This window comes from Paenibacillus sp. Y412MC10 (genome assembly GCF_000024685.1).
GTDB classification, from domain to species: Bacteria; Bacillota; Bacilli; order Paenibacillales; family Paenibacillaceae; genus Paenibacillus_AQ; species Paenibacillus_AQ lautus_A.
Map to the genome: position 1 here is coordinate 5,686,294 of NC_013406.1, position 23,693 is coordinate 5,709,986.

The 23,693-nt window shown below is 52.0% G+C and carries 26 protein-coding genes; 9 read left to right on the forward strand and 17 right to left on the reverse strand.

From position 1 onward, the window contains the following. Positions 1-10: 10 nt before the first annotated feature. The 15 genes from GYMC10_RS24830 to GYMC10_RS24900 form a co-directional block, all read right to left on the reverse strand. On the reverse strand, positions 11-889 hold the full coding sequence (locus GYMC10_RS24830) for an AraC family transcriptional regulator (RefSeq protein WP_015737064.1): 879 nt from the start codon (positions 887-889) through the stop codon (positions 11-13). A gap of 228 nt (positions 890-1,117) precedes the next feature. Then, positions 1,118-1,888, reverse strand: coding sequence for a beta-glucanase (bglS, locus tag GYMC10_RS24835; protein WP_015737066.1), 771 nt, complete (start codon positions 1,886-1,888; stop codon positions 1,118-1,120). A gap of 298 nt (positions 1,889-2,186) precedes the next feature. Next, positions 2,187-3,035 (reverse strand): AraC family transcriptional regulator, encoded by an 849-nt coding sequence (locus GYMC10_RS24840; RefSeq protein ID WP_260871419.1) that lies wholly within the window; start codon positions 3,033-3,035, stop codon positions 2,187-2,189. Positions 3,036-3,242: 207 nt separating this feature from the next. Continuing rightward, on the reverse strand, positions 3,243-4,139 hold the full coding sequence (locus GYMC10_RS24845; protein WP_015737068.1) for a phytanoyl-CoA dioxygenase family protein: 897 nt from the start codon (positions 4,137-4,139) through the stop codon (positions 3,243-3,245). 159 nt (positions 4,140-4,298) lie between these two features. Continuing rightward, positions 4,299-5,078, reverse strand: a complete 780-nt coding sequence (locus GYMC10_RS24850) for a helix-turn-helix domain-containing protein (protein WP_041622053.1) — start codon at positions 5,076-5,078, stop codon at positions 4,299-4,301. Between the two features lie 138 nt (positions 5,079-5,216). After that, on the reverse strand, positions 5,217-6,059 hold the full coding sequence (locus GYMC10_RS24855) for a sulfurtransferase (protein ID WP_015737070.1): 843 nt from the start codon (positions 6,057-6,059) through the stop codon (positions 5,217-5,219). Positions 6,060-6,093: 34 nt separating this feature from the next. Further along, a complete protein-coding gene (locus GYMC10_RS24860) occupies positions 6,094-6,867 on the reverse strand; it encodes an ABC transporter ATP-binding protein (protein WP_015737071.1) in 774 nt (257 codons plus the stop codon). A 21-nt stretch (positions 6,868-6,888) separates the two neighbouring features. Continuing rightward, positions 6,889-7,905, reverse strand: a complete 1,017-nt coding sequence (locus tag GYMC10_RS24865; RefSeq protein WP_015737072.1) for an ABC transporter substrate-binding protein — start codon at positions 7,903-7,905, stop codon at positions 6,889-6,891. Positions 7,906-7,946: 41 nt separating this feature from the next. After that, on the reverse strand, positions 7,947-8,723 hold the full coding sequence (locus GYMC10_RS24870) for an ABC transporter permease (RefSeq protein WP_015737073.1): 777 nt from the start codon (positions 8,721-8,723) through the stop codon (positions 7,947-7,949). Between the two features lie 5 nt (positions 8,724-8,728). Continuing rightward, positions 8,729-10,069: an LLM class flavin-dependent oxidoreductase gene (locus GYMC10_RS24875; RefSeq protein ID WP_015737074.1), complete on the reverse strand. Its 1,341-nt coding sequence runs from the start codon at positions 10,067-10,069 to the stop codon at positions 8,729-8,731. A 78-nt stretch (positions 10,070-10,147) separates the two neighbouring features. After that, complete coding sequence (locus tag GYMC10_RS24880; RefSeq protein ID WP_015737075.1) at positions 10,148-11,128, reverse strand: aldo/keto reductase; 981 nt, start codon at positions 11,126-11,128, stop codon at positions 10,148-10,150. A gap of 259 nt (positions 11,129-11,387) precedes the next feature. Continuing rightward, on the reverse strand, positions 11,388-12,710 hold the full coding sequence (locus tag GYMC10_RS24885) for an LLM class flavin-dependent oxidoreductase (protein WP_015737076.1): 1,323 nt from the start codon (positions 12,708-12,710) through the stop codon (positions 11,388-11,390). 26 nt (positions 12,711-12,736) lie between these two features. Beyond that, the gene (locus GYMC10_RS24890; RefSeq protein WP_015737077.1) at positions 12,737-13,309 is read right to left on the reverse strand and encodes a DUF4825 domain-containing protein; all 573 of its coding nucleotides are present in this window, start codon (positions 13,307-13,309) and stop codon (positions 12,737-12,739) included. Continuing rightward, positions 13,306-13,986, reverse strand: coding sequence for a permease prefix domain 1-containing protein (locus tag GYMC10_RS24895; protein WP_015737078.1), 681 nt, complete (start codon positions 13,984-13,986; stop codon positions 13,306-13,308). The genes GYMC10_RS24890 and GYMC10_RS24895 overlap by 4 nt, the downstream gene beginning before the upstream one ends. 2 nt (positions 13,987-13,988) lie before the next feature. Beyond that, positions 13,989-14,339, reverse strand: a complete 351-nt coding sequence (locus GYMC10_RS24900; RefSeq protein ID WP_009595802.1) for a PadR family transcriptional regulator — start codon at positions 14,337-14,339, stop codon at positions 13,989-13,991. Between the two features lie 234 nt (positions 14,340-14,573). Between GYMC10_RS24900 and GYMC10_RS24905 the strand changes: the two genes are divergently transcribed. The 6 genes from GYMC10_RS24905 (at position 14,574) to GYMC10_RS33365 (ending at position 19,667) form a co-directional block, all read left to right on the forward strand. Next, a complete protein-coding gene (locus GYMC10_RS24905) occupies positions 14,574-15,101 on the forward strand; it encodes a DUF2062 domain-containing protein (RefSeq protein WP_009595805.1) in 528 nt (175 codons plus the stop codon). Between the two features lie 206 nt (positions 15,102-15,307). Continuing rightward, on the forward strand, positions 15,308-16,768 hold the full coding sequence (locus GYMC10_RS24910) for a spore germination protein (RefSeq protein WP_015737079.1): 1,461 nt from the start codon (positions 15,308-15,310) through the stop codon (positions 16,766-16,768). Then, a complete protein-coding gene (locus tag GYMC10_RS24915; protein ID WP_015737080.1) occupies positions 16,768-17,934 on the forward strand; it encodes a Ger(x)C family spore germination protein in 1,167 nt (388 codons plus the stop codon). Before GYMC10_RS24910 ends, GYMC10_RS24915 begins: the two co-directional genes overlap by 1 nt. A 12-nt stretch (positions 17,935-17,946) precedes the next feature. Further along, entirely contained in the window at positions 17,947-18,150 is a 204-nt protein-coding gene (locus GYMC10_RS24920) for a hypothetical protein (RefSeq protein WP_015737081.1), read from the forward strand. A gap of 34 nt (positions 18,151-18,184) precedes the next feature. Continuing rightward, entirely contained in the window at positions 18,185-19,300 is a 1,116-nt protein-coding gene (locus GYMC10_RS24925; protein WP_015737082.1) for a GerAB/ArcD/ProY family transporter, read from the forward strand. Positions 19,301-19,583: 283 nt separating this feature from the next. Continuing rightward, positions 19,584-19,667 carry a putative holin-like toxin gene (locus tag GYMC10_RS33365; protein WP_223260591.1) on the forward strand — a complete coding sequence of 28 codons (84 nt, stop codon included), beginning with the start codon at positions 19,584-19,586 and terminating at the stop codon, positions 19,665-19,667. 167 nt (positions 19,668-19,834) lie between these two features. On the opposite strand, the gene GYMC10_RS24930 is transcribed toward GYMC10_RS33365, so the two are convergent. Continuing rightward, complete coding sequence (locus tag GYMC10_RS24930; RefSeq protein ID WP_015737083.1) at positions 19,835-20,695, reverse strand: DUF421 domain-containing protein; 861 nt, start codon at positions 20,693-20,695, stop codon at positions 19,835-19,837. A gap of 161 nt (positions 20,696-20,856) precedes the next feature. On the opposite strand from GYMC10_RS24930, the gene GYMC10_RS24935 reads away from it, so the two are divergent. The 3 genes from GYMC10_RS24935 to GYMC10_RS24945 all read left to right on the forward strand — a co-directional run bounded on the left by GYMC10_RS24935 (position 20,857) and on the right by GYMC10_RS24945 (position 22,920). Next, positions 20,857-21,063, forward strand: coding sequence for a DUF1657 domain-containing protein (locus GYMC10_RS24935; protein WP_009595791.1), 207 nt, complete (start codon positions 20,857-20,859; stop codon positions 21,061-21,063). Positions 21,064-21,221: 158 nt separating this feature from the next. Beyond that, a complete protein-coding gene (locus GYMC10_RS24940) occupies positions 21,222-22,184 on the forward strand; it encodes a sugar kinase (protein ID WP_015737084.1) in 963 nt (320 codons plus the stop codon). A gap of 64 nt (positions 22,185-22,248) precedes the next feature. After that, entirely contained in the window at positions 22,249-22,920 is a 672-nt protein-coding gene (locus GYMC10_RS24945) for a bifunctional 2-keto-4-hydroxyglutarate aldolase/2-keto-3-deoxy-6-phosphogluconate aldolase (RefSeq protein ID WP_015737085.1), read from the forward strand. A gap of 108 nt (positions 22,921-23,028) precedes the next feature. On the opposite strand, the gene GYMC10_RS24950 is transcribed toward GYMC10_RS24945, so the two are convergent. Beyond that, the gene (locus GYMC10_RS24950; protein WP_015737086.1) at positions 23,029-23,631 is read right to left on the reverse strand and encodes a YitT family protein; all 603 of its coding nucleotides are present in this window, start codon (positions 23,629-23,631) and stop codon (positions 23,029-23,031) included. Positions 23,632-23,693 lie beyond the last annotated feature (62 nt).

Below are 23,693 nucleotides of genomic sequence, written 5' to 3' on the forward strand. Positions count from 1 at the left end.
TCACTGGTTTTTAGGAATGTTGCTTTTGTGAAGCCTTCGGCGTCATGCCGATGTGCTTTTTGAACAGACGATTAAAATTGGTCAGCGTGCGGAAGCCGCATTCCAGGGCGACGTCCATCACTTTCATATGGCCTCCTTCCAGCATTGTGACCGCCTGCTCCAGGCGAATGTGGATCAGGTACAAGAGGGGCGGCATGCCGACCGCGCGCTTGAATATTTCGCTGAACCTGGAAGGACTGAGATAGACCAGGGAAGCCAACTCCTCCAGCGTCCAGGGGTGAGCGAAATTTTGCTCCATCACCATGATGACTTGACGCATTTTCTCCAGCTGCCGTTCGCTGATGCTGGGTTCGCTTCCGCCCTCCCCTTCGATCCGGCACTGCCGGTTTACGGTGGCCAGGAATTGGAGCAGAAGCGAGTACACGACCGTAGCGTAAGACCGCTGTTCCCCCACATGCTCCTCCTGCAGCTCAAACAGCAGCGAACGCAGCTTCCCCATGGCCGGATGGTCGCGGGGGATCAGGTTCATGTAATGTTTGCCCATCTCGCGGAACGGGCTGAACAGTTCCGGATCGAACCGGAGGTTATGGATAAACCAAGTCGAATCAAATGAAATGACAGTCATGACCAGATCCTTCGTCTCGTAAGCGCAGTGAAGATCATTCGAGTTGATGAGAAGCACATCCCCTTGCTGGAATTCAAATTTTTGCCCGTTGATGATGTAGTAACCCATACCGGATTTAATGTAATTTATCTCCAGCACGTTGTGCCAATGAAGCTTCTGATAGGGGCTGGTCACGCCAATCGTATCGGCGACAAAAATCGGATAATTCTTGGCTAATATTACTTTTTCCTTCGGTATCGCTTCTTCCCGCATGATCGATGGCATGATAAATCCCTCCATAACCGATATTTTTTTGTAAGCGTTGCATCCATACATTTGTTGTAAAAAACTCTATCATCTATATTCCATAGTTGTAAATAAAAAGCTGCCCCAAATGTCATTTCTGACCTGGGGCAGCTTGTTGTTGGTGCGATGATTCCAGAACACTGAGCGGATGCTCATCAAAGAAACTCCAACATACCTGATAAAATCATCGGCTGAATTCCCGATAAACTAGTTGGCCGGCGTGAATTTGATCCAGTCATAGTACGCGCGTATCGGCGAACCCGGGTAATTGAATGTTCCGGTCCATATCTCAGCCGGTCCTGACCCTGACCACAGATTAACCATGATATGGCCCGGACTCGTCGGGAGCGCCCCGCGGGAGCCATTCTCCGTATGGACCAGTTGGCCGTCTACGTACCACTTGATGGATGATGGTGACCATTCGAACGCATAGTTATGAAAATCAAGTGAGGCGTCAAACCCCAAATCAATGACGGTGCTGTGCTGGCCTACGCCATTCGTAAAATAATTCGTTTCCATCTTCGTAGTGTCCTTCCCCAGAATTTCAATATCGATTTCGTCATTGGACGTGCCTGTGGCTTGACCGGAATACGTAAAGAGGCTCGTCACCAAGCCCGTTCCCTTAGCCGCTTTGATCCGCGCTTCAACCCGGCCGTAGCCGTACTTCAGATGTGTCGCATATTCACCGGAAGCATAGGATTTGCCCGAGCAGCTCGCAGGACATCCCGCATTGTCAAGCCGTAAAGCCATAATTCCGTTAGAGAACTCCTGGTTTGCCGCCTTCCAGCCCACTCCGAAATCCGGGCCGTTCGCCCAGCCGTCGGAAGTATAAAACAGATTAGGGTTCTTGCCGTTCAGCGGCTCATTAAATGCAACGTCGGCAGCCGACGCTTGAATCGGTACCAACAATCCGCATAACAAGCTGCCAGCCATAAGCATTGTCGTCATTTTCTTTCTGAACACACTTAGCTTTTTCATGAATAACACCTCTTTCTTGAAATGTAATAATAGGATGCAAGAACAAAGATACCGTGCTCCCCGTAAGCCCTGATCGTTTTAACTCCTCCCTTCATCAAAATGGATGTGATAGCCACCAAGGATGGTTGATCAATTCTATCCTACATGCAAAAGATCTGGAAATCTTAGCCATTCCAAGGATAAAACGACACTATTTAACGGCACTTGCTGCCTATACAAGCGAAAAAGACTGCAACAGGTCTTGCGGGCTTCTCCCTGTCACAGTCTTGTTATGCATACCCTTTCCTACTCAACTAGACTACATTGGTACCGGCGCATGCTGCAGCCGATACGAAGTAGGCGATATGCGATAATACTTAGCGAATGCTCTCGAAAACGTGTGGAGATTGGAATATCCCAGCGAGAACGCCACCTCCGTCACGGACACGTCGGTTTCGGTCAGCAGAACCGCTGCCCGCTCCATCCGCAGCTTCATCAAATAATGGCTCGGACTGATGCCATGCACCCGAATGAATTCGCAGTACAGATGCGTCCGGTGCACGCCGGCTTGATGGACCACATCCGTCACCGTGATCCCTTCCATGTAGTGGGAATCCATGTAGTGCACGCTTTGTTCGAGCCAGTTCGGTTTCGTTTCTCTTTTGGCCGGAGCGGCAGCCAAAAGTTCAAACAGCTGATACAACCGCTTCTGCCGTCCAAACTCGTGACCGATGGTATCGTCATCCACGCACCCGTAAATTTGATCCAGCACCGCCTGCAGCCCGCCCTTCATCACGTTATGCAGAAAGGGCGTGGAGGGGTGCAGCCCGATTCGGGTCAATGCGCTCTCCGCTGCTTCTCCGTCCAAGACGATCCACTGCATGCGCAGCGTCGGTTCGGGATCGCCGTTCGGTTCCCAATAACTGTACCTCGTATGAGGAAACAGGCAAAAGGCATCTCCTGCCGACAACGTAACCACCTTATCCCCGAATGCCAGCGAGATTTTCCCGTTCAGGACAAAATGCAGCGCATAGTTCTCGGATATTTTGGGGCCGACGCTGTAGTTGGGCCTGGCCAAACTCCGGCCTGCACGGAGAATCCAGATTCCGCCCTTTCTTTCCATGTCCGAAGGTATGCCGTACTTCATATTGGCATGCTCGAAGACCATCTCCTTCACATGAAATCCCTCCCGCCTCAAATAAAATGCTTCCTGCCAAATGCAACATGCGGAGCATGATACGCCTGCCTTCACCGCATAAAAATAACAAAGAGGCACGGCTTCATGGCCATGCCTCCAGTGATCTGGTCGACGAGCTTTGTGTTCTTTTTTGCGATGTACTCTACTTGCAAATCTGAGCTTAAGCCATTAGAACTCTTATACTCCCCATTCCTTGCGGGCTTCGGCTACGGACTTCTGCGGTGTGCGTCCCCAAGCATAATGACCTTTGGGTTTGCGGCCGATCCATCGCTCATCCACCGGTTCGGATGCAAGCTGATAACGGGTATCCGCGCTGATTCGGTAACGGTTGGTGCTGTTGTTCAGCGAGGTATGCATCATATACATTCCGAATATAATGGCGTCTCCGGCTTCAAAAGCGGTCGTCGCCCATTGCCCGCCGTAACGGTCCACAATCTCGACGGGATCCTCGGAGAACCAGCCCGTGGCAACATTGTCACGATCAACGTCCATTTCCCCGTAGGTCATCTTGATTTTCGTAAAATGCTGGGACCCGAGACACATCGCCAACGTTCCCATTTCAAGAGGGATATCCCCAAACGGCGTCCACATAGTGTACAAATCCTTCGTGCCTCTACCCATATACACAACATCGTAATGAGCGCCGGTATTGCCTCCGCGAGCGACGGCGCGCGGCCACTTGTAGTGGTATGTCATCGCGGCTCCGCCCAGCAATCGTCCAAAGAAGTCCAGCACCGCTGGCGAATTGACAACGTCCAAAAACTGGGGGAAATCCGGCTTCAATTCCTCGGTACTGCCGCCCCACATTCCGCCCTTGTTCTCCGATCCGATGATCCCGTCTTCGCCAAGGGCATGGGGATCCAGCCTGCCCATGGCCCCGAGTTTATTCAAGAACTCCATTCTTGCGTTCAAGACCTGTTCCCGCTTATGGAAACCGCGAATCAGGAGATATCCATCCTCCTGCAGCCGGTTTCGCAGCGCGACCGTATCCTCCAGCATGTCATTGCAGTCTCTTAATTCCGTGAGGTATTTACCTCCCCACTCCAATTCCCGTTGTCCGATGGTCACCTTCATAACAAACCTCCCTTTCTGTCCGTCAGGATAACCTGAAGCGAAACGCCTACGCTTCAAGTATCCTTATCCTATTGGATCCGGAAGAGGAAGTCGTTACCGAAAACCGAACCAAATTTACGCAAAACCCGTCTGCATCCGCGGTAGGCTATCGTAAGCGCGTTAGTGATGATATAGGCGCTGCCGGTTTCTCCACTCCGATGGGGGGCAGCCCTCCATTTTTTTGAACCAGAGCGAGAACGAGTGAAGCTGGGAGAAGCCGACCGATTCGGCAAGCGACTGGAGGTCTTTATCGGAGGAGCTTAAGAGCCACTTCGCTTCCGCAAGCCGGCATTGCTGCTGGTACTGCTTCGGGGTCATGCCGTATATTTTGGCGAACTGCTTGCGGAAGCCATCCTCGGACAGCCCCGCCATTTCCGCCAGGGTAGAGACATGCATTGGATCCCGGATATACTGCCGGATGTAGTCGCCGATGAACGAGATGGACAGCGCCTGATGATCGGAATGGGCGTGTTCGTTAAGAAACAATAAAAGCAGCTCCACCCAGACCGCATAATTCCGTATCGGGTCTTTCAACGGAGCAGAACGGATTCTCAGCCATTCGCGGAACAAGCGTTCATAACGGTCCCGATCCAGACGGGACAGGGCGATGATACGAGTGCGGCCATCCTGAATAAGCCTGTCGAACAGCTCCTTCACCTCAGACGGAATGCGGTCTGCCAAAAGCACGCCGAAGCGTATAGGAGACAACGCGTGGAACGAATGGGGAACCTCGGACGGAATGAGAACCACGTTCCCGGATTCCACTCTCGCATCCCTGCCGTGCGCGCAAAAGCGGCCGCTACCTTCCATTATCAACGTAATCTCAAGTTCCTGGTGGCTTCTTAAGCCGTCATCTTCCCAATGTTCATCATGCGCGCCAATAAAACTTTTACATTCCATCAAGGTTGTTACCCCCCCTTGCCGCATGTCGATTTCGAACGGTTATGATTTCAACTATACCGTCGATAAACCTTACGTCAAGTCGGGATAACCTGCGAGAAGCACCTTAACTTGCGGCAGTCTCAGCATGATCCATGATCAATCTTCACCTGCGGCAATCTCATGGTCCTTGTAGCTGATCCAATCGCTCCAGCTGCCTGCGTACAGCTTCACCTTGCGGTACCCGGCTTCCCGCAAAGCCAGCACGTTCGGGCAAGCCGACAACCCAGATCCGCAATATACAATCACTTCATCATCGAAGGACAACCCGGCAAAACGCTCCCGCTGCCGCTCGGCTCCCTTTAGCGTCCCGTCTTCATCGATCCCGTCCTTCCAATAGGCATGCGCCGCTCCCGGAATATGTCCGGCCACCGGATCCTGTGGTGCCGTTTCTCCCGTGAACTGCTTCCAATCCCTTGAATCGAGCAGGGTCACGCCGGTTTTGCCGATCTTTGCCCTCACCTCATTCACATCAGCCAGCCATTCCTCCCGCACGTTCGGCTGGAATACGCGCGGAGCCGCCTCGCTTCTTTTCGAGGTGAGCGGATATCCGGCCGACTTCCAGCCGGCGAATCCTCCATCCAATATATATGCCGAACCGTGGCCCAGGTATTTCAAAATCCACCATAACCGCGCACCTTCCGGGCGAAGGTCATCGTCATAGACAACGACGGGCCTACTCGCATCGATCCCGAGCTTGCCGAGCCTCCGGGCCAGCTCCTCCGTATGCGGCAAGGGGCTCCGGCCGCCGTGCTCGCCTGGAGAATCCGTCAAATCCTTTTTCAAATCAACGAATACGGCACCGGGCACATGCTCGCGCTGATAAGCCTCGTAGCCGTAATTCGCATCGCCCGGGCTGAATCGGACGTCCGCAACGACAAGCTGACCCGGATTCGACTGCAGCTGTTCCAGCACCCATTCCTTGCTTACGATATTTGACATAGGCTCCTCGTCCCTTCTGATATCAAGCTGCCGTTTAAATCGTAAATTCCAAATCCTCTTCCGTCTTGACGTCATAAATCGCAGCGTAGATGTCGTTCTGAATCTTCAGAAGGCTGGCATCCTCCCGCTTGCGCGGACGCTCATGGGGAACGTCGAAAATATGGTGAATGCGCCCGGGGCGCGGGGACAGCAGGACGACCCGGTCTGCGAGAAAGACGGCTTCGGATACGTCATGGGTCACAAACACCACCGTTTTCTGCTCCTCCTGCCATATGCGGAGCAGATCCTGCTGAAGCTGAAGCCGGGTAAGATGGTCCACCGCGCCGAACGGCTCGTCCATCAGGAGGATGTTGGGACTGCTCACGAGCGCCCTTGCGATCCCTGCTCGCTGCCGCATGCCACCCGATAAATGATGTGGATATTTCGAGCCGAATCCCTCCAAGCCGACCATGCTCAGATATTTGTCAACGAGCGTTTGCCGCTCCGCTTTTTTCATGCCGGCAAGCTCCAGCCCAAGGCCGACGTTCTGCGAAATGGTGCGCCACGGGTACAGGGATGCATCCTGGAATACGACCCCAGAGCTCCGCGTAGGCCCCTGAACCTTCTTGCCATCCAGCAAAATGTCGCCCTCCGTCGGAAGCTGCAATCCCGCCAGCAGCTCCAGCAGCGTGCTTTTTCCGCAGCCGCTCGGCCCGAGGATGCACAGAAATTCGCCGTCCCTCACCTGCAGGTTTATATTTTGAAGCGAGATTGTTGGAAGATCGCCGCCATAGACCTTCGAGACATTTTCAACCGTAAAGCCGGACATAGGAACGCCTCCTGCCATACTTTATTTTTTCGGAATAAACCTGAGGTCCAGAATATCCTCCACCTTGTAGATCTCATCCTGGAAGCCCAGCTCCTTCTGAATCTGCTGGGTATCATTCAACGCGTTGATGTCCACGTCCGGATTGTTCTCCCACAGCACCTCTTCGCGCTTCAGCGCCAGATCCAGCACCTCGGGATCGATCTCGATGTTGTTCAGATAGTAAGTCTTAAACTCGTCCGGATGGCTCTTCGCATACTCCTGCGATTTGAAGTAAGCTCGCAGCAGCTTCTCGACCAATTCCGGTTTCTCTTCCAGAATACCGTCGCGGGCCGCCAGGACCCCAGTGTGGAAGGTCGGCAGGTAATCCCAGCCTGTAGCGATGATATGGCCCTTTCCCTGCTTTTCAGCCAGAGAAGCGAACGGTTCATGAATGATGGTGGCGTCGACCTGTCCGGTTTCCAGACTCGCGTAAGCAGCCTGATGCGTGCTGTTGGCAATGAAGGTCACATCGTCCGGACTCAATCCGTGCTCCTTCAGGATGACCTGCGTATATACCTCCAAGCCGCTGCCGAACACGGCGATGCCCACCTTCTTGCCCTTCAGGTCTTCCACCTTTTGGATCTCCGGCGAGGCGATCAGGTAGAACGGCCCCTTGGTCCGGAACATGGAGGAGACGATTTTGACGGGAGCGCCCTTGCCCGCAGCCACGATCGCCGTCGTCGTGGCCACGTCGACCACGTCAATGTCCTTGCTGGTCAGACCGGCTATCGGGTCCTTGGTGGTGATAAATTCGACGTCGAGTCCTTCCTCCTCAAAGAAACCCTTCTCCGCCCCGAAGGACACCGCCAGTCCGCTGACCCCGCTAAGCGGCGCATACCGGATCTTCTCCAGCTTGGCGCCTGCCGCGCTCTCTCCGTCCCCGGCGGACGGTGCCGCTTCCTTCCCGTTATCTTGACCGCTTGCGCAGCCGGCCGTCATGGCGATCAGCCATAGCGCCGCAAGTGCTATTAGGTATGGACGTATTCCTCTTCTGTTCATATGGTTCTCTCCCCCTGGTAGTGGTGCTTTTGCCCGATGGTCTATGATGATTTCCATTTCAAAAAAACGCTGCGTTCCAACAAATCGATCAATGAAATGATAAGTACGGATACGACGGTAACCAGCGCTACAATGGCAAAAGCCTGCGCGGTATTGTACAGCGATGTCGCCTTCACGAGAATATTGCCAAGGCCATCCTTCGACGCCAGCATCTCCCCGAACAGCGCCCCGACCAGTCCGGTAGCGGCCGAAATTCGGAGAGCGGCAAAAATGGTGGGCGCAGCCGATGGCAATATCACCTTCATGATGGTCTGATAGCGCGTCGCCTCGAATACTTTGGCGACCTTCAGATGGTTGTCCGCCGTCTGTTTGATTCCGGTCATCGTATTGACCGTGATCGTAAAGAAACAAAACAGGAACACAATCGATATTTTATGCGTGATCCCGATCCCGAGCCAGAGCGCCAGCAGCGGGACGATCGTTACCTTCGGAATCGCCATCAGCGCCGAAAGGTACGGCCGGAAGAACCGCTCCGCCCATGGGATCAGCACCAGAGCCATGCCGACGACGAGCCCGCCAATGGCCGCAATGCCGTAGCCCGCAACGAACTCGGCCAATGTGACGTACAGGTGCTTCCAGATCTCCCCGTCACCGAACAGCTTGAGTAGTTCGCGGAATACTTGGGAAGGCGCAGGCAGATACAAGCTGCTGACGGTCTCCGTGCGAACCAGAACCTCGCAGATCCCCAGTATGACCAGCAGCAATGCCCCCTGACCTGCCCAGATGCCGGGGAATTTCTTGGCATTCCTCGTTCCCATCCGGCTCACCCCTTCGCAATCAGGTCATAACGGTTCCTTGGGCGGCTCAGTCCCAAATGCTCCCGGAAGGTGCTGCCTTCATACTCGGTGCGGAACAAGCCTCTGCGCTGAAGCTCCGGCACAACCAGCTCCAGGAACAGATCCAGACCGCCAGGCATATAGGGAGGGCAAACATTGAACCCGTCGGCCGCTTCATCCCGGAACCACTCTTCGATGATATCCGCCACCTGCTGCGCGCTGCCGACCACGAGCAGATGTCCGCGGACCGTGACGGTGAAGAAATAGAACAGGTCCCTGATCGTAATATCCTCGCGTCCGTTCGCCCCTCTGGCCAAGTCGGCCCAGTGCAGTGCGGCTTCCGAAGCGGATAGGTCAGGCAGCGGATCCTCCAGCGAATATCCCCTCAGGTCGATTCCGATCTTATCCGAAAGTGGACCCAGATCGAAATCGGTCACCACCAGTTCGTTCAGCTCCGCATATTTGGCCCGTGCTTCTTCCTCCGTCCGGCCCACGATCGGAACCAGCCCGGGGAGGACCTTCAAATCCGAAGCTTCCCTTCCATACGCCGGCAGGCGCCCTTTCACTTCCTTGTAAAATTTCACGGCGACTTCTTTGACGTTCGTTCCGGTGAAGACCATGTCGGAGTATTGGGCCGCCAGCATTTGGCTGCGCAGGGAGGTTCCTGCCGTGATCAGCGGAAGCTGTCCCTGTATCGGACGCAGAATGTTCAGCGGCCCGGCGACGGAGAAATGCTCGCCGACATGGTCCAGGGCATGCACCTTGCTGCCGTCGGCGAACACGCCGCTTGCCTTGTCCCGCGGAAGGGAGTCATCCTCCCAGGTGTCCCACAGCCCGCTGACGATCTCGATGAATTCCTCGGCATAGTCGTACCGCTTGGCGTTATCCCAATGCTTCTCCCGGCTGAAATTCAGCGCAGCCCGCGTATCGGAGCCTGTCACGACATTCCATGAGGCCCGGCCCCGACTGAGATGATCCAGCGATGCCGTGAAGCGTGCGATGTTGTAAGGCTCGGCATAGGTGGTGTTCACCGTGCCGATCAAACCGATTTTATCCGTTGCCGCTGCCAGATAGGACAGCATGGTGAACGGCTCCAGCCGCGTCATTTGGGAAGGGAATAAATGCTGCATATCCGCGCTCGTGGCCAATCGGTCCCCCAGGAAAAAGAAATCGAACTTGGCCTTTTCAAGCTTCTGGGCGACCTCCTTCAGGAACTGGGGATCGTAAGCCCCGTCCGTTTTGCCTTCGGGCAGCCTCCAGCCCGCGGGATGATAGCCCGTCCCGAATAAGAACAATCCAAGATGCAATTGACGACGTTTTGAACTCATGGTTGTGTCACCTTCCTGATCCATATTGGTTATGGTTGATCATGATCATGCCGAATAGGTACTTGCGTTATATCTGCTTTATCCGCGGGATTCCTCCGTCAAGCGGTCGATCTCCTGCAGTTCTTCCTTTGTCAGCCGTTCATCCGAATGCTTCAGCGTATCCGCGATGTGTTCTGGCTTCGATGCCCCGACAATGGCTGACGTGATGCCAGGGCGGCTGAGCACCCAATTCAGGGCGAACTGCGGAAGCGTCCATCCCCGCTGCTCGGCCAGCGGCCGGATCCCCTCCACGATGGAAAGCGCATGCCGCTGGTTCAGCAGCAATCGTAACCGCTGCTCGCCTGCAGCTAGGCGCGAGTCCGTTGGGGGAGCTTCGCCCGCCCGATATTTGCCGGACAATATGCCCCGGCCGAGCGGACTATACACGATAACCCCGACCTGCTCGGACTGGGCAAAGGGAATCAGCTCGCGTTCAATCTCTCTAGTAATGAGACTGTATTCCGGCTGTACGCTTTCGAACCGGCGAAGGCCATGCAGCGCACTGATGCCGTGGGCTTTGGCGAGCTGCCAAGCCGCATAGTTCGAGCAGCCGATGTAACGCACTTTCCCCTGCCGTACAAGATCCGTAAGCGCCTCAAGCGTCTCGTCCAGCGGGGTTAACTCATCAAACCGATGTACTTGATAGAGATCGATATAATCCGTTTGGAGCCGGGCTAGACTGTTCTCCAGCGCACGGTAAATATGATAGCGGCTTTGGCCCTGGTCATTGATGCCGGGTCCGATGCGATTATGCAGCTTGGTTGCCAGGAGAATGTCCTGTCTTCGCTCCTTCAGCAGCCTGCCCAGAATTTCTTCCGATTCCCCGAGCTGATTGACGTTTCCGTTATCCATGCCCGTGCCGTACACGTCAGCCGTATCGATCAGATTGATGCCGGAACCAAGCGCTTGATCCAATACGGCGGCCGAAGCCCTCTCATCGATCCAGCGCCCGAAAGACATCGTCCCGAGACTTACCTCCGACACTTGAACTCCGGTTTTTCCCAGTGTTCTATACTGCATAATTACAGCCCCCCACTTCCCTAGATTCATAAAAAAACAACCGGAGACACACCTCGGATCACAACTTGATCCAAGGATGCATCTCCGGTTGTCCGGTAGAATGTGCATCAATCCTACTATGGTTATAAATGATCCATGAAGCCCTTTAGAATCGAACTTCTCGTTTATCTCCGTTGGTTCGGTAGATAAACAAATCCTCTAATTCTATCATTTCCGATATGTTAAGTAGGATTATAACACCGTCTAATTTTGTCGTCAATTATTTTTCATGTTGGGTTTGCGGCCGGATCAGCCCGAGATGATCCCGTAGCGTTCTGCCCGCATAATCCTCGCGAAACAGCCCCCGCTGCTGAAGCAGCGGGACTACGCGCTCTACAAACTGTTCGAGCCCGCTCGGGAGGAGAGGGGCCATAATGTTGAATCCATCGCAGGCCATGCTGCGAAACCAATCCTCCATCATATCGGCAACTTGCTGCGCAGTGCCAACCATCGTCATATGTCCCCTCGACACCGCGTAATGCCGGCCGAGCTCCAGAATGCTCATCCCTGACTTCGCGGCCATATCCATAATCATGATCGCCCGGCTGCTGTTTCCTTCCCGCGGCAAATCGGGCAGCGGGCCGTCTACCGGATATCCGGTCAAATCCGCATTCAGCAATTGGGATAAATACTTCACCCCTGCCTCCGGCAGAATGAGCTCGCTGAATGTTCGATGATACGCCAAAGCTTCGGCTTCGCTCTCTCCGAGGAAGATCAACAATCCCGGCAAAACCTTTACCTCTTCCCTCTCCCGTCCATACTCCATGAGCAAGTCCTTAAACTCGCGGTAATACTTGATCGAATCTTCCTTACTCTCGCAGGCCGTGAACACGACATCAGCCGTTCGAGCCGCCAGCCTTCTTCCGGCAGCCGAGGTTCCCGCTTCAATGATGACAGGCCTCCCCTGCGGAGATCTCGGCATGTTTAAGGGCCCTTCCACCCTGAAGTACTCACCTTCATGATGCGCCCGATGAATCCGTGCCGTATCGGCAAAGACCGCCTTTTGCCGATCCAACACAAGGGCATCGTCCTCCCAGCCGTCCCATAATCCGGTCACGACTCGTAGAAATTCCTCCGCCCTTTCATACCGTTTTTCGTGTTCCATTAATTCTGCCGAGCCGAAATTGCGTGCCTCCGCATCCTTCGTGGAGGTCACCACATTCCATGCGGCTCTGCCGCCGCTAATATGATCCAGCGTGGACAGGCGTCTTGCCAATGCGTAGGGTTCGTTGAAGGTTGTAGATGCCGTTCCGGCTAATCCAATACGTTCCGTCACCCCGGCGAGGCCGCTCAGCATGGTGAGCGCTTCAGGCTGCAGAAAACTGACATTCGTCCGTAAATCCTCGATCAACGGGATCGAGTTGTTGTCCGCAAGGAATACCATATCGAATTTCCCGCGTTCGGCTGCTTGGGCGCAGCGTTTATAGAAATCGTAGTCCATCGCCCCGACCCCTGCCGAATCGGCATGCCGCCATGCAGCAATATGATGGCCGTAATTCATCAGAAAAGCGCCCAGGATGAATTGGCGTTGATCTGAACCCATCACGTTCACTCCCCTCCGGTTTATCTCTATAGAAACTTGATCTCGATCAGGTTTTCTACATACTCACTTACATACTTGTTATCGTGAAGACGGGCTTGTACTTCCTTCTCCCATGTCACGGCTTCCCGCAATGATGCAAGACCTGTCCCGATGCCATACCATGCCTCCACCTCGTCCCGACGGATGGTGAAAGACCGGTCTTCAAACTTGAAGATCAATGTATCCAAATTATCAATCATGGCAAAATTCGCTGTGGAATTATAGACCAGCATCTTCTTCAGTTTGTCCTCTTTCAGATCGCCGATCCTGGACTTGAACCGAAGCTCGGCCGTCAATTCTTCCGGATACAGCTGAAATGTGCGCTCAATGTCACGCATCGGAAGCGAAGCGTTCAAATTGATCAGGTTCCCGGCATTGCCCATGTATGGGCTGGCGAAGTTCAGCGAATTCCGTATATCGTGCGTCAACGGATCATTTTGCTCCGCTTCATATTGAACCGCTTGTTCATTTGCCTTGGGCTTGATGTAACCCTCCAGGGCCGTCATGCCCCCGATGCCGATCAGCAGCAGGACAACGATCAGCCAATTCTTTCTGCTCATGGTTCCTTCACCTCAAGTTGAAACGTTAGTTTATAAGCTTTCTGGACCAGCAGCGGAATGATGACCGACGTCATCGGGATCACATACCGCATGACGGTCACGTAGAACGAATAAGGCCCGTCGACCGACAGTTCTCGCCCAAACCATATATCGCTGCCGTATTGAATCACGAAGGTATACATGGAGATAACCACGATAAATATCGACCACAGCCACCAAGCCCACTTGCTCCATTGGTTCAATTTTCCTGCATTGATGACGGCTGTCTGCTTTTCATATCGCTTCAGATGCCGTGACAATGAAAGATACGCCGCACCGGTTAATGCTGCCAAACAGAGGAGGAGCGTGTTTACCCACATCCCGTTTGGCAAAAACCGGGCCGGAATGGTAGCGATCCAGGCCAGCAAAGAATAAATAAGAGCGCTCTGAAGGAGGTCATGACGGAAACGGTAGCTGTAGATTTTCTGGTTATCGTCAATCAGAGCCTCGATGTCTTCCATATTTTCGATCGCCAGACTGATCGCCGACTGATATGATATGCCGTTCTCCATATAATCCGTGACCCGCGCCTCCAAATTGCTGAGAACCTCATTCTTCAGATCCACAACTTCCTTGGTTTTGCGTTGATTCGCGAATAGGCGATCCACAAAAATCTCCAGATCATGCCTGTTGGTCATTGCTATTTCAGCTCCTTTCCGTTTCCGATCAGAACATCGATAATCTCGCGTGCCGCCTTCCATTCTTCTTGGTTGCGCAGCAAGCGCTTCATTCCCTCCTGGCTGAGATTGTAATATTTACGCCTCCCGCCCTGAGTTTCTTCTCCCCAATAGGAGCGTATCAATCCCTGCTTCTCCAGCCTCCTCAGACTTGAATACAATGTAGGCTCCTTCAGTTCAAATCGATTCCCGCTCCGGATCGCGATCTCCTTAATGATCTGATAGCCGTAATTGTCTCCGTCTGATAGCACACGCAAAATAAAGGTATCAATATTGCCGCGTATCAAGTCACTGTTATGTAAGGGTTCAATCAAATAACCGAACCTCCTAACGGATGGAATGGGTATAATATAACGCACATTACTACGCGTGTCAAAGTAATATTCCACGCATATATTCCGTTGCGAACTTCTTTGGATTGACGGTTTGCGAGCGTCTACTATATAATTCTTGAAAGTTCTTCCTATTATATATAGGATCCCATAGAATGCTGCGCAAGAGATCCCAGTATATTTATATCCCATCAGTACCTGCAGGAGGAAACGGTTTTGCTTCATAAATACATTCGACGACTGAAATACTATATTCTCCGGACCCTTCGCATGCAAAATAGCGATCATCGAATCGCTCTCGGCTTTGCCGTCGGCTTCTTTCCTTGCTGGTATCCCACCTTTGGCATCGATCTGCTGCTGGCTCCGCTGCTGGCTCGCATGGTAAGGGGAAACATCCCCTCCGCCTTCCTTGCAGCTTCCGCAGGCTCCGTCTTGTGGCCGATCCTGTTCTATCTAAACTATAGAATCGGCGTGTTTGTGCACCTGTTCACTACGTTTCCCGCAACCTTCGAAATCGAAGATGCGCTCACGGTTCCCGTTCCGGAGACGGATTATATCGTTGAAACGGACCATTTCGGCAGGTTGGGCGACATGGGCGTTAACTTTCTCGTCGGCGCCTTGATCAACAGCGTTCTATCTACGCTGATCCTTTACATTTTGCTGCGAATCATGCTCTCCGTCTACCGCAAACCTTTGCTCCACAAGATCAAAGAATCTATTCGTAGAGGAAAATCGAAGCCTTAGGCCGAAGCTCCCTCTGTAAAAACGCCCGGAATCCTATTCCGGGCGTTTTTTATTTATACCGTTCAAGCTTAATTGTCTCGGTCTATTCGTGATTTCCCCTTCAGGTATGAGCTGTTATCTCTGGAAAATTCGGTATAAGTTGCTAAAAGTACGGCATTCTAAAGAGGATGAGCCTTACTATATGCCGGCAAAGGAGGGAAGTTTCAATGAAATCGAAGGTACGGCCCGCGCTGCTCGATCCTGTTAAAATGCGGCTGGAACATTGCGAAGATGTCATCTACCAATCCTTGCGTCTCCATGGATCAACGTGTACCGTCATCTACATTGAACCTATCGTGGATATCAGCACCCTGCATGAATACATCGTCAAACCGTTGATTAAAGAAGCTGCGAAGGTTCAACATGATTTCCTTGATTTCATTGACCGCATGGATCGCGGAGATATGCTGTCGGTTCCGTTCGAGCGTTCTTCCTCGGCCGAGTATATTGCCGATATGATCGTTGAAGGCAGGGCCGTCATAATTGTGGATAAGCTGGCCGAGGCTTATTTATTCGACATTGTCTTGTATCAGAAGCGGTCGGTTTCCGAATCCCAGAACGAGTTGGTCGTGAACGGACCGCAGGAAGCGTTTATCGAAGACATCGGCACGAATCTATCGCTGCTCCGGCACAAAATCAAGCATACGGATCTCAAAACCGTGCGCTACCAGATCGGCGACTATTCCAAGACTGCCGTGTATATGGTGTATGTCGACGGCTTGTGCAAGCCGGAAATCGTTGCTCAAGTGGACCGGCAGCTAAGCAGCATGTCCATCGACGGGACGTTTGGGATCAGCACCTTGTCCGAGCAAATGAAGGACGGCGTAAAATCCCCTTTTCCTCAGTTCCAGTACACGGAACGCCCCGATTCCGTTGCGGCATCCCTGCTTGAAGGCCGGGTGGGCATCATGCAGGACGGAACGCCGTCGGCGCTGATCGTGCCCGTCACCCTATTTTCCCTGCTGCAGTCGTCCGAGGATTATTATCACAGCTTCTTCTCCTCCAGCTGGATTCGGATCGTCCGGTTCATGTTCGCGATTATTTCATTATTGATGCCTGCCCTGTATGTCGCTATCACAACATTTCAGCCATCCATCATACCAACCGATTTGCTGATCACCTTAGCCGCATCTCGTGAAAACATACCGTTCTCCGCCTTAGCGGAGGCGCTGATCATGGAATTGACCTTTGAAGCGCTGCGGGAAGCCGGGACCCGTATCCCAAAGCCCGTCGGGCAGACGATATCCATCATCGGCGCCATTGTCATCGGACAGGCCGCGGTGGAAGCGGGGATCGTATCGAACCCCATGGTCATCGTGGTTTCGATTACCGGCATCGCATCTTACATCATTCCGCACTTCGAACTGGGGCTGGCGTTCCGCTTGCTGCGCTTTCCCATCCTTATACTCGGGGGGACGCTCGGTTTGATCGGCGTATTTACGGCCGCCTTCCTGGTGTATGGACATATGGCTTCCTTGAAGTCATTTAATACGCCGTATCTGCAGCCCGTTGCGCCCCTTGTCTTATCGGAATGGAAGGACACCTTTGTGCGGGCGCCGTCCATGCTGATGAAGAACAGGCCTAAAACCTATGCATCATCCAACAATTTAAGGAGACGAAAACGATAATGCTTCTACTCAAATGGTTGAAAATTCTGCTGCCATTATCGTTGTTGACAGGCTGCGGCTTCAATATGACCAAGGTTGAGATCAATGAACAAACCTTCGTTTTTGCCATGTACGTGAATAAGGGTCCGCAAGACGATAGCGTGGAAGTGACGATCAGCGCTCCCTTGCCGAATCGGCTCACATCCGGGCGTCAAGCAGGCGGAAAGGGCGGCGGAGATCCGTATGCCATGGTAACCAAATCCTCCACCACCGTGCAGGATGCCCTCCACCTGATCCAACGGGATCTTTCACGGCGTTTCGACTTCAGCCACACTAAGGTTGTTGTCGTTGGCAAGAGCTACGCGGAAGCCGGATTAGAGGATCTGATGGATTGGCTCCAACGGGAACCCACAACGAATATGAGCATTTACATCATGGTTGCGCCCGGAGACGCGAAAAAAGTCGCCGAGCTGACGCCGGTTTTTGAACAGATGCCTTCGGAGGTGCTCATCCGGTTTGCGGACCAGCACAACATGATCACCACGAACCTGAAGGATTGCCTCTATGCCGAGTCGGGCAATCAAGGGTATGCCCTGACCTATTTGGCGGCAGGCATGAAACCCATGGTCGCTGACCAAGAGAAGCTGAAGCCGTGGACGGGAATTCAAGGCACGGCGCTGTTCCGTAATCATAAGCTGGTTGCCACCCTTCCTATGGAGGAGTCGCTTGCCGTCAGCTGGGGAGTGAACGAATTAAAAGCCCCCCTATATACCGTTTCATGGAATGAAAAAGGGAAGGCCAGCGTTTTCCTGATTTCAACCAGTTCTAGCAAATCCGTGCGCATGGTTTCTGGCCATCCAGTGTTCACAATAAAGTTAAAAGGAACGGGAGATGTCGTATACAAAAAAAATCAAAAGCAGTTGGATACCCTCCAGGCGAAAGAGATCATAGAGCATGAGCTCAATGATCAAATAGCAAGTCATCTAAGAAAGGCCCTTCATACTTCGCAACGAGTAGGAGCAGACATTCTGCAGCTCGGGATGCTGGTGGACTGGAACTATCCGGATCATTGGCATCAGGTTCGCTCCAACTGGCCCGACTATTACAAAAACGAAGTGGAGATCCAGGTGGATGCCGACATCAAGGTACGGAACTTCGGGGCCATACTCAAATCGAAACTGAAATAAGGAGGCAGACCGATGCTCGCTCTTCTGTTTCTCGTATACGCCTTGGCGGAATGGTATGTCGCGAAGAAAAAGGCAAAGGGATCCCGCGAAAAGTGGACGATGCTCATCCTGATCCTTGCATGTACCGTTTGGAATATATTCGCCTTGTTCTCTCGCGAGTGGCTGACCCCCAACCATCTGATTATGCTGCTGTTCGGTTGGCTGGATAAGTTATAAGAACTTAAAATCGGAAAGGATGTACGAACCCAACATGCGAAATACTCCCTGGCAGCTGTTTCGTTTCGGATTTGTCTATCTAAACGCCATACCTACGGGATTTCTAGTCACTCCTCTCTTGTGGAACTCGGCATATTTGGGATGGGCTGCGATTTTGGGTGGTTATGCGATGAGTTTGGTCTTCTTGTGGTTTATGTTGAAACTCGGGCTGTGGGATCCTCGGAAACCCTGGATCAATTTTGGCAGTGCCCTGGTCAGCAAATGGATTCACTTCCCGATCGTCGCTTTGGTATTCTTCTGGTCTATCAATTACATAGGGATGGATATCGAAGGTTTCACGTTATTCTTCGATACCAATTACATGCGGGAATCTCCCCAGTGGTTCATCCTCCTGATTGTGGGCCTGGTCGTTATGGTTACCGCCAGGTGGGGCATGGAGACGATGATTTATATTTCCGACGGGCTGTTTCTTGTCATCGTTGTTGCCATTGTTGCCATGAATATGTTTTTCTTCAAGGAAGCGCATTGGGATATGATGATCGCGATGGTCAGGCATCACAATTATGAGTCGGCGATCAAGGACAGTTTGTTCTGTCTTTCATTCTTCGCGGAATGGATCGTGTTCCTCTTTCTCGCTCCTTATATCCAATTCAACAAGAAATCCTTTCGCAACCTTGCTGCGGCAGGACTGTTGGTCACCATAGGCGTAATGCTCCAATGGGCATCGGCATTGCTGAATTTCGGCCCCTATCTAGGGCGCGAGATGCAGTATCCGCTCGTCGAATTAATGCGTGCAGCCAGCGGGTTCCTCGGCAATTCCGATCCGCTGATCATTGGGTTATGGAGCAGCTCGATGTTCTTCCACAGTGCCTTTCTTATCCACGTGAGCGTAAGGTGTATGGCGAAACTCCTTAACCTGAAGCAAATGGATGGTCCCCTGATCGCGATCATTGGGGGAACCGCTATCGTAATTGCGTACCAGTATTCGCAAAATCCGATCCTTTTTCAGCAAGACTTCAATTCCTTCGGGATGGCGGTATTTTTCATTCTCATGGAGTTAATCCCGATTTTCTATTGGATTGCCTCCCTGTTCCGTAAACGTAAGCGTAAACCAAAATCAAGACCAAAGCCTGACCAAAAAACCGCTTGAGAGTCTAGAACTTGTAATCCCCCCCTTCCATCCTGTTCGTCTTTGAAATTCAACATGAAAAAGAGCGGCCGTCAGCCGCTCCCATCTTATGGATCAACATGGTTAAGGAGAAATTTTCTCGGAAAGTATGATACCTAACCGATGTTTATGCTTTCTGATCTCGTCAAAAACCAACATTTTATGTAAGCGCTTCCTACAAAAAGGTTCTTTTATTGTAAGCAATTGGCATATTATATAGTACAGTAGACCAGCTAAGCAAGGGTGGCAGCAGGAGGTGATCGGCATGGGCGTGAATGAAGCTTTGGCTTTAATGATTTCGTTCGCCACTCTGGTCGTTTCGATCCTTGCCTTCCATAATAAGAAATAGACCCGTCCTGGAACAGATGAATCTATTTCTTACGTCTGGTTGCAAGCAAATATCCACCTTGCGGGCGAAGATCTGCTGTACGAGGAGTCGGCGGCAACCGGCTCCTTTTGTGATACACAAAAATATCCTATTCCGGTTTTTGCGGATTTATGACTCGGCGACATCCATTACGTCTTCAGAATCGCCTGTACATCCGCTAAAATTTTCTCCATCCGTTTGGAGCTCTCCTCATACATTTTCTTAGCTTTCTTACTTTTCGTGCTGAGACTGAACAATTCCAAATCCGCCTGGCATTTCTTTAAATTTGCGTACAAGAGCTTCCGTTCCTCATTTTGGGGCACCTGGATCTGATCGTTATACAAATCGACGGTTAATTGTCCATAGGTATCGACTTGAGCAAGGAATACGTCCTTGATCCTGGCGCCCTGCTTGTCCAGCTCTTCCACCAGCCATCCATGATTGAAGCCCGAGACGCGCAGCGGTTCATCCATGACCTCGCCATCCATGATCACAACCTGCCCAGGTTTTTCCGGGGCTACCTGTATACCTAGATCCTTGGGAGTCAAAGGCAAACTTTCGCGCTTCTGCAGGACATTGATCTCACCGCTGGATTCCATGATGGCAAATTCCACGTCGGCGACCTGAAACACGTCTTTTTTGCGTAGCTGCTGCATCAGCTCGTCGGTCGACAACCTTTCCTTCTTTAAATTTTCTTCTAATATCTTGCCGCCTTGAATGAGCACGGTTGATTTAAAATCGATAAAATCCCTTGCTTTTTTGCTCTTGATTTGCAGGAATTCGATGAGAAGCGAGCAGGCAACCCAGACGCCCAGAGCCACGAGTCCTAAATACCAGTTTGCTTCCAGATCCAAGGATATATAGGCAGCTATGCTACCGATCGTGATCCCTGTTAAATATTCAAAAAAAGATAGCTGTGTCACCTGACGCTTCCCAAGCAGTTTCGTCATCAGGAATAGCACGACCACGGCACATACGGTTCTAAGTACGATTTCCAACCATTGAGGCACAACAACGACCTTCCTTTCGATGTAATGACTTAGCAATCACTATATAGATTATTGTCAATTATCCTATTTGAAATCACACCATTATTTTCCTTGCCATGCTTCATGCATGTTCTTCTCCAAAATGCGTACATTATTACGCATGAAAGGAGTGATAAAAACCAATGACCGTAGCTTCCGATGTGAAAACATGCCTCTCATCCTTAAAAAGCGCTCAGGCCAGCCTTGAGCAATTTGCGCTGTCTACGCAAGATCAAAATGCCAAGGATCTGTTCACTACCGCGGCACAACAAACGCAGCAAGTCGTAGACCAAGTAGCCCAGCGGGTTCAGCAGCTTGAACAGGAAGAGCCTCAGTATAAAGGTTTCTAAGCATTGTTTTTTTGCTTTCTCCTATGCTGAAAGCCCATGCATACCTCCTATCTTTCCCGGATAGGAGGTTATTTACATTGTGTTATTTTTTATTGAGTTATCATCACCATCAGGGTAAAGTGTTAATAACGGAGACTGTATATAAGGGGGTAAATTCTATGAATAATGATATGCGTCCTATCGATGTCATCACGTTCGGCGAATCGATGGGATTATTATATCCCGAAGGCACACGGGGCATTGGCCAGGGAGGAACCATGGCCCAGTCCTTCGGCGGCGCCGAAAGCAACCTCGCCATCGGGCTTTCCAGGCTTGGCTGCAGCAGCGGATGGTTCGGCCAGCTCGGCAACGATCCGATCGGAACCGGCATTTTGAAAACGCTTCGAGGTGAAGGGGTCGATGTTTCCAGCGCCAGACAAACGGATGCTGCACCGACCGGTCTTATGCTGAGACAGAACGTTCGCGGTCAATCCTCCGTCTATTACTACCGCAAAGGCTCTGCCGCCAGCCAAATGACGCCGGACCATGTAGACTCCGAATACATAGCCAAGGCCCGCATCCTTCATTTCACGGGCATCACCGCCGCCTTAAGCAGCAGCTGCCTGGAGACGATACGGCATGTCATTTCCGTATGCAAAACGCATGGCGTCCAGATCAGCTTTGATCCGAACCTCAGGCTGAAGCTGTGGAACATGGAGGAGGCTCGCCCCGTATTGCTGGAGCTTGCCGAAAGCTGTGATTATTTCCTCCCTGGCTATGATGAATGCAAGCTGTTGTTCGAAACGGAGGACGAGCAGGTGATCCTGGACCGTCTGCGTCAGCTCCCCGGCATGTCCGTGATCAAGAGTTTCGACGGAAACAACGTTATTGTTCGGGAAACCGGGACCTACTCCCTTCCTTTTGAGCGTGTGGATAACGTAGTGGATACCGTTGGCGCGGGAGACGGCTTCTGCGCAGGCTTCCTGGCAGGTATCGCCAAAGGCTGGACACCGGAGGAGGCCCTGTCCCTAGGCGGATTAACCGGATCCCTGGTCATCCAAGCCCCAGGTGACTGGGAAGCGCTTCCGACCTGGGAAGAAGTTCAGCAGCGGCGAGGAAATGCCGCTCATATCGAACGTTGACCCGCTATGATTGGATACAAGCCATCATCTAATAGAATGCATAGATCAAGAAGGAGTGTATAACATGAAAAAATTGAAACTGATCGAACAGATCCATCAGGCTGGCGTTGTCGCGGTCCTGCGCGGCGATTCTCCCGATGAGGTTGTAGAGATTGCCAAACGCGCGATTGAAGGCGGGATCAAGGTCATCGAGGTGACCATGACCGTACCGTTCGCTACGGAAGCCATTACGACGTTATCCAAAATGTACTCTTCCAAAGACCCGCAAGCGGACAACTATGCCATCATCGGAGCCGGTACGGTTCTGGATGCAGAAACAGCCAGAATCACGATCCTGGCCGGTGCCGAGTTCGTGGTCTCCCCAGGGTTCGACCGCGATACGATTATGCTCTGCAACCGATATCGCATTCCGGTCATGCCGGGTGCCGTTACCGTCCATGATATCGTGGCCTCGCTTGAGCTTGGCGTCGATGTCGTTAAGCTCTTCCCGGGTAATCTGTACTCTCCGTCCGTCATACCGTCTCTGAAGGGCCCGCTGCCGCAGGCCAATATCATGCCGACCGGAGGCGTGAAACTGGACAATCTGCATGAATGGATCAAGGCCGGGGCATTCGCGGTCGGAATCGGGTCCGATCTGACCAAAGACGCGCTTAAGAGCGGAGACTTCAATTTGATTACGGAGAAGGCCCGTGCTTATATCCACGCCTTTAAGGAAGCTCAAACCTCCCATAAATAATCTTTATGCACATGCCGTAGTAGTTCATAGATGGCGTTCGCTGCATGTTTCATCTTCATAAATAACAGACAAGCCTATCAAGTCGATCTTGATAGGCTTGTCCGTTGTTTAATCCTTCTCTTTCGAAAACCATCGTTTCTGTGTAATCATGCCCGTTGTAAAACCGCCTGCAACAATCGTCAGAATGGAGTACACGAAGGTGCTTCCCGAGAGCAGAACGCCGCCGAATCCGATGATGACGGCATCCATCAGCAAAATAATGACGCCTACATTCAATGGCAAATACCTTGCCAGAAAATGAGCCAACAGATCCGTTCCGCCCGTGCTTGCATCATTCCTCAGCATCAATCCTAGCCCGGCTCCGATCAACGCACCGCCTATGGGCGCGCTGATAATCACATGGGGAGCAAAAAAACGCAAAAAATCCGTTTGCAACGGGGAGAGCAAATCGATGACAAACGAAGATATCAGCATGCCTGACAGACTATTGTAAAAGATTTCGCGATTTAACATCCAGGCGGCGATAAACATGGGGATGCTGCACAAAATGATAACGAATCCGATATGTAGGTCAAACACGTAGTTGGCGATCAGAGCAATCCCGATAACTCCGCCATCCAGAACTTTATGCGGGACAAGAAAAAAATTGGTCCCCATCGCGATCAGAAAGCTTCCGATCACAATAATGACATGTTTTCGAAATGACAGCATATCCCACATCTCCATTTATAAAGGCATGTCTTATTCATATGCTTGTCATTTCGAAAAATTGC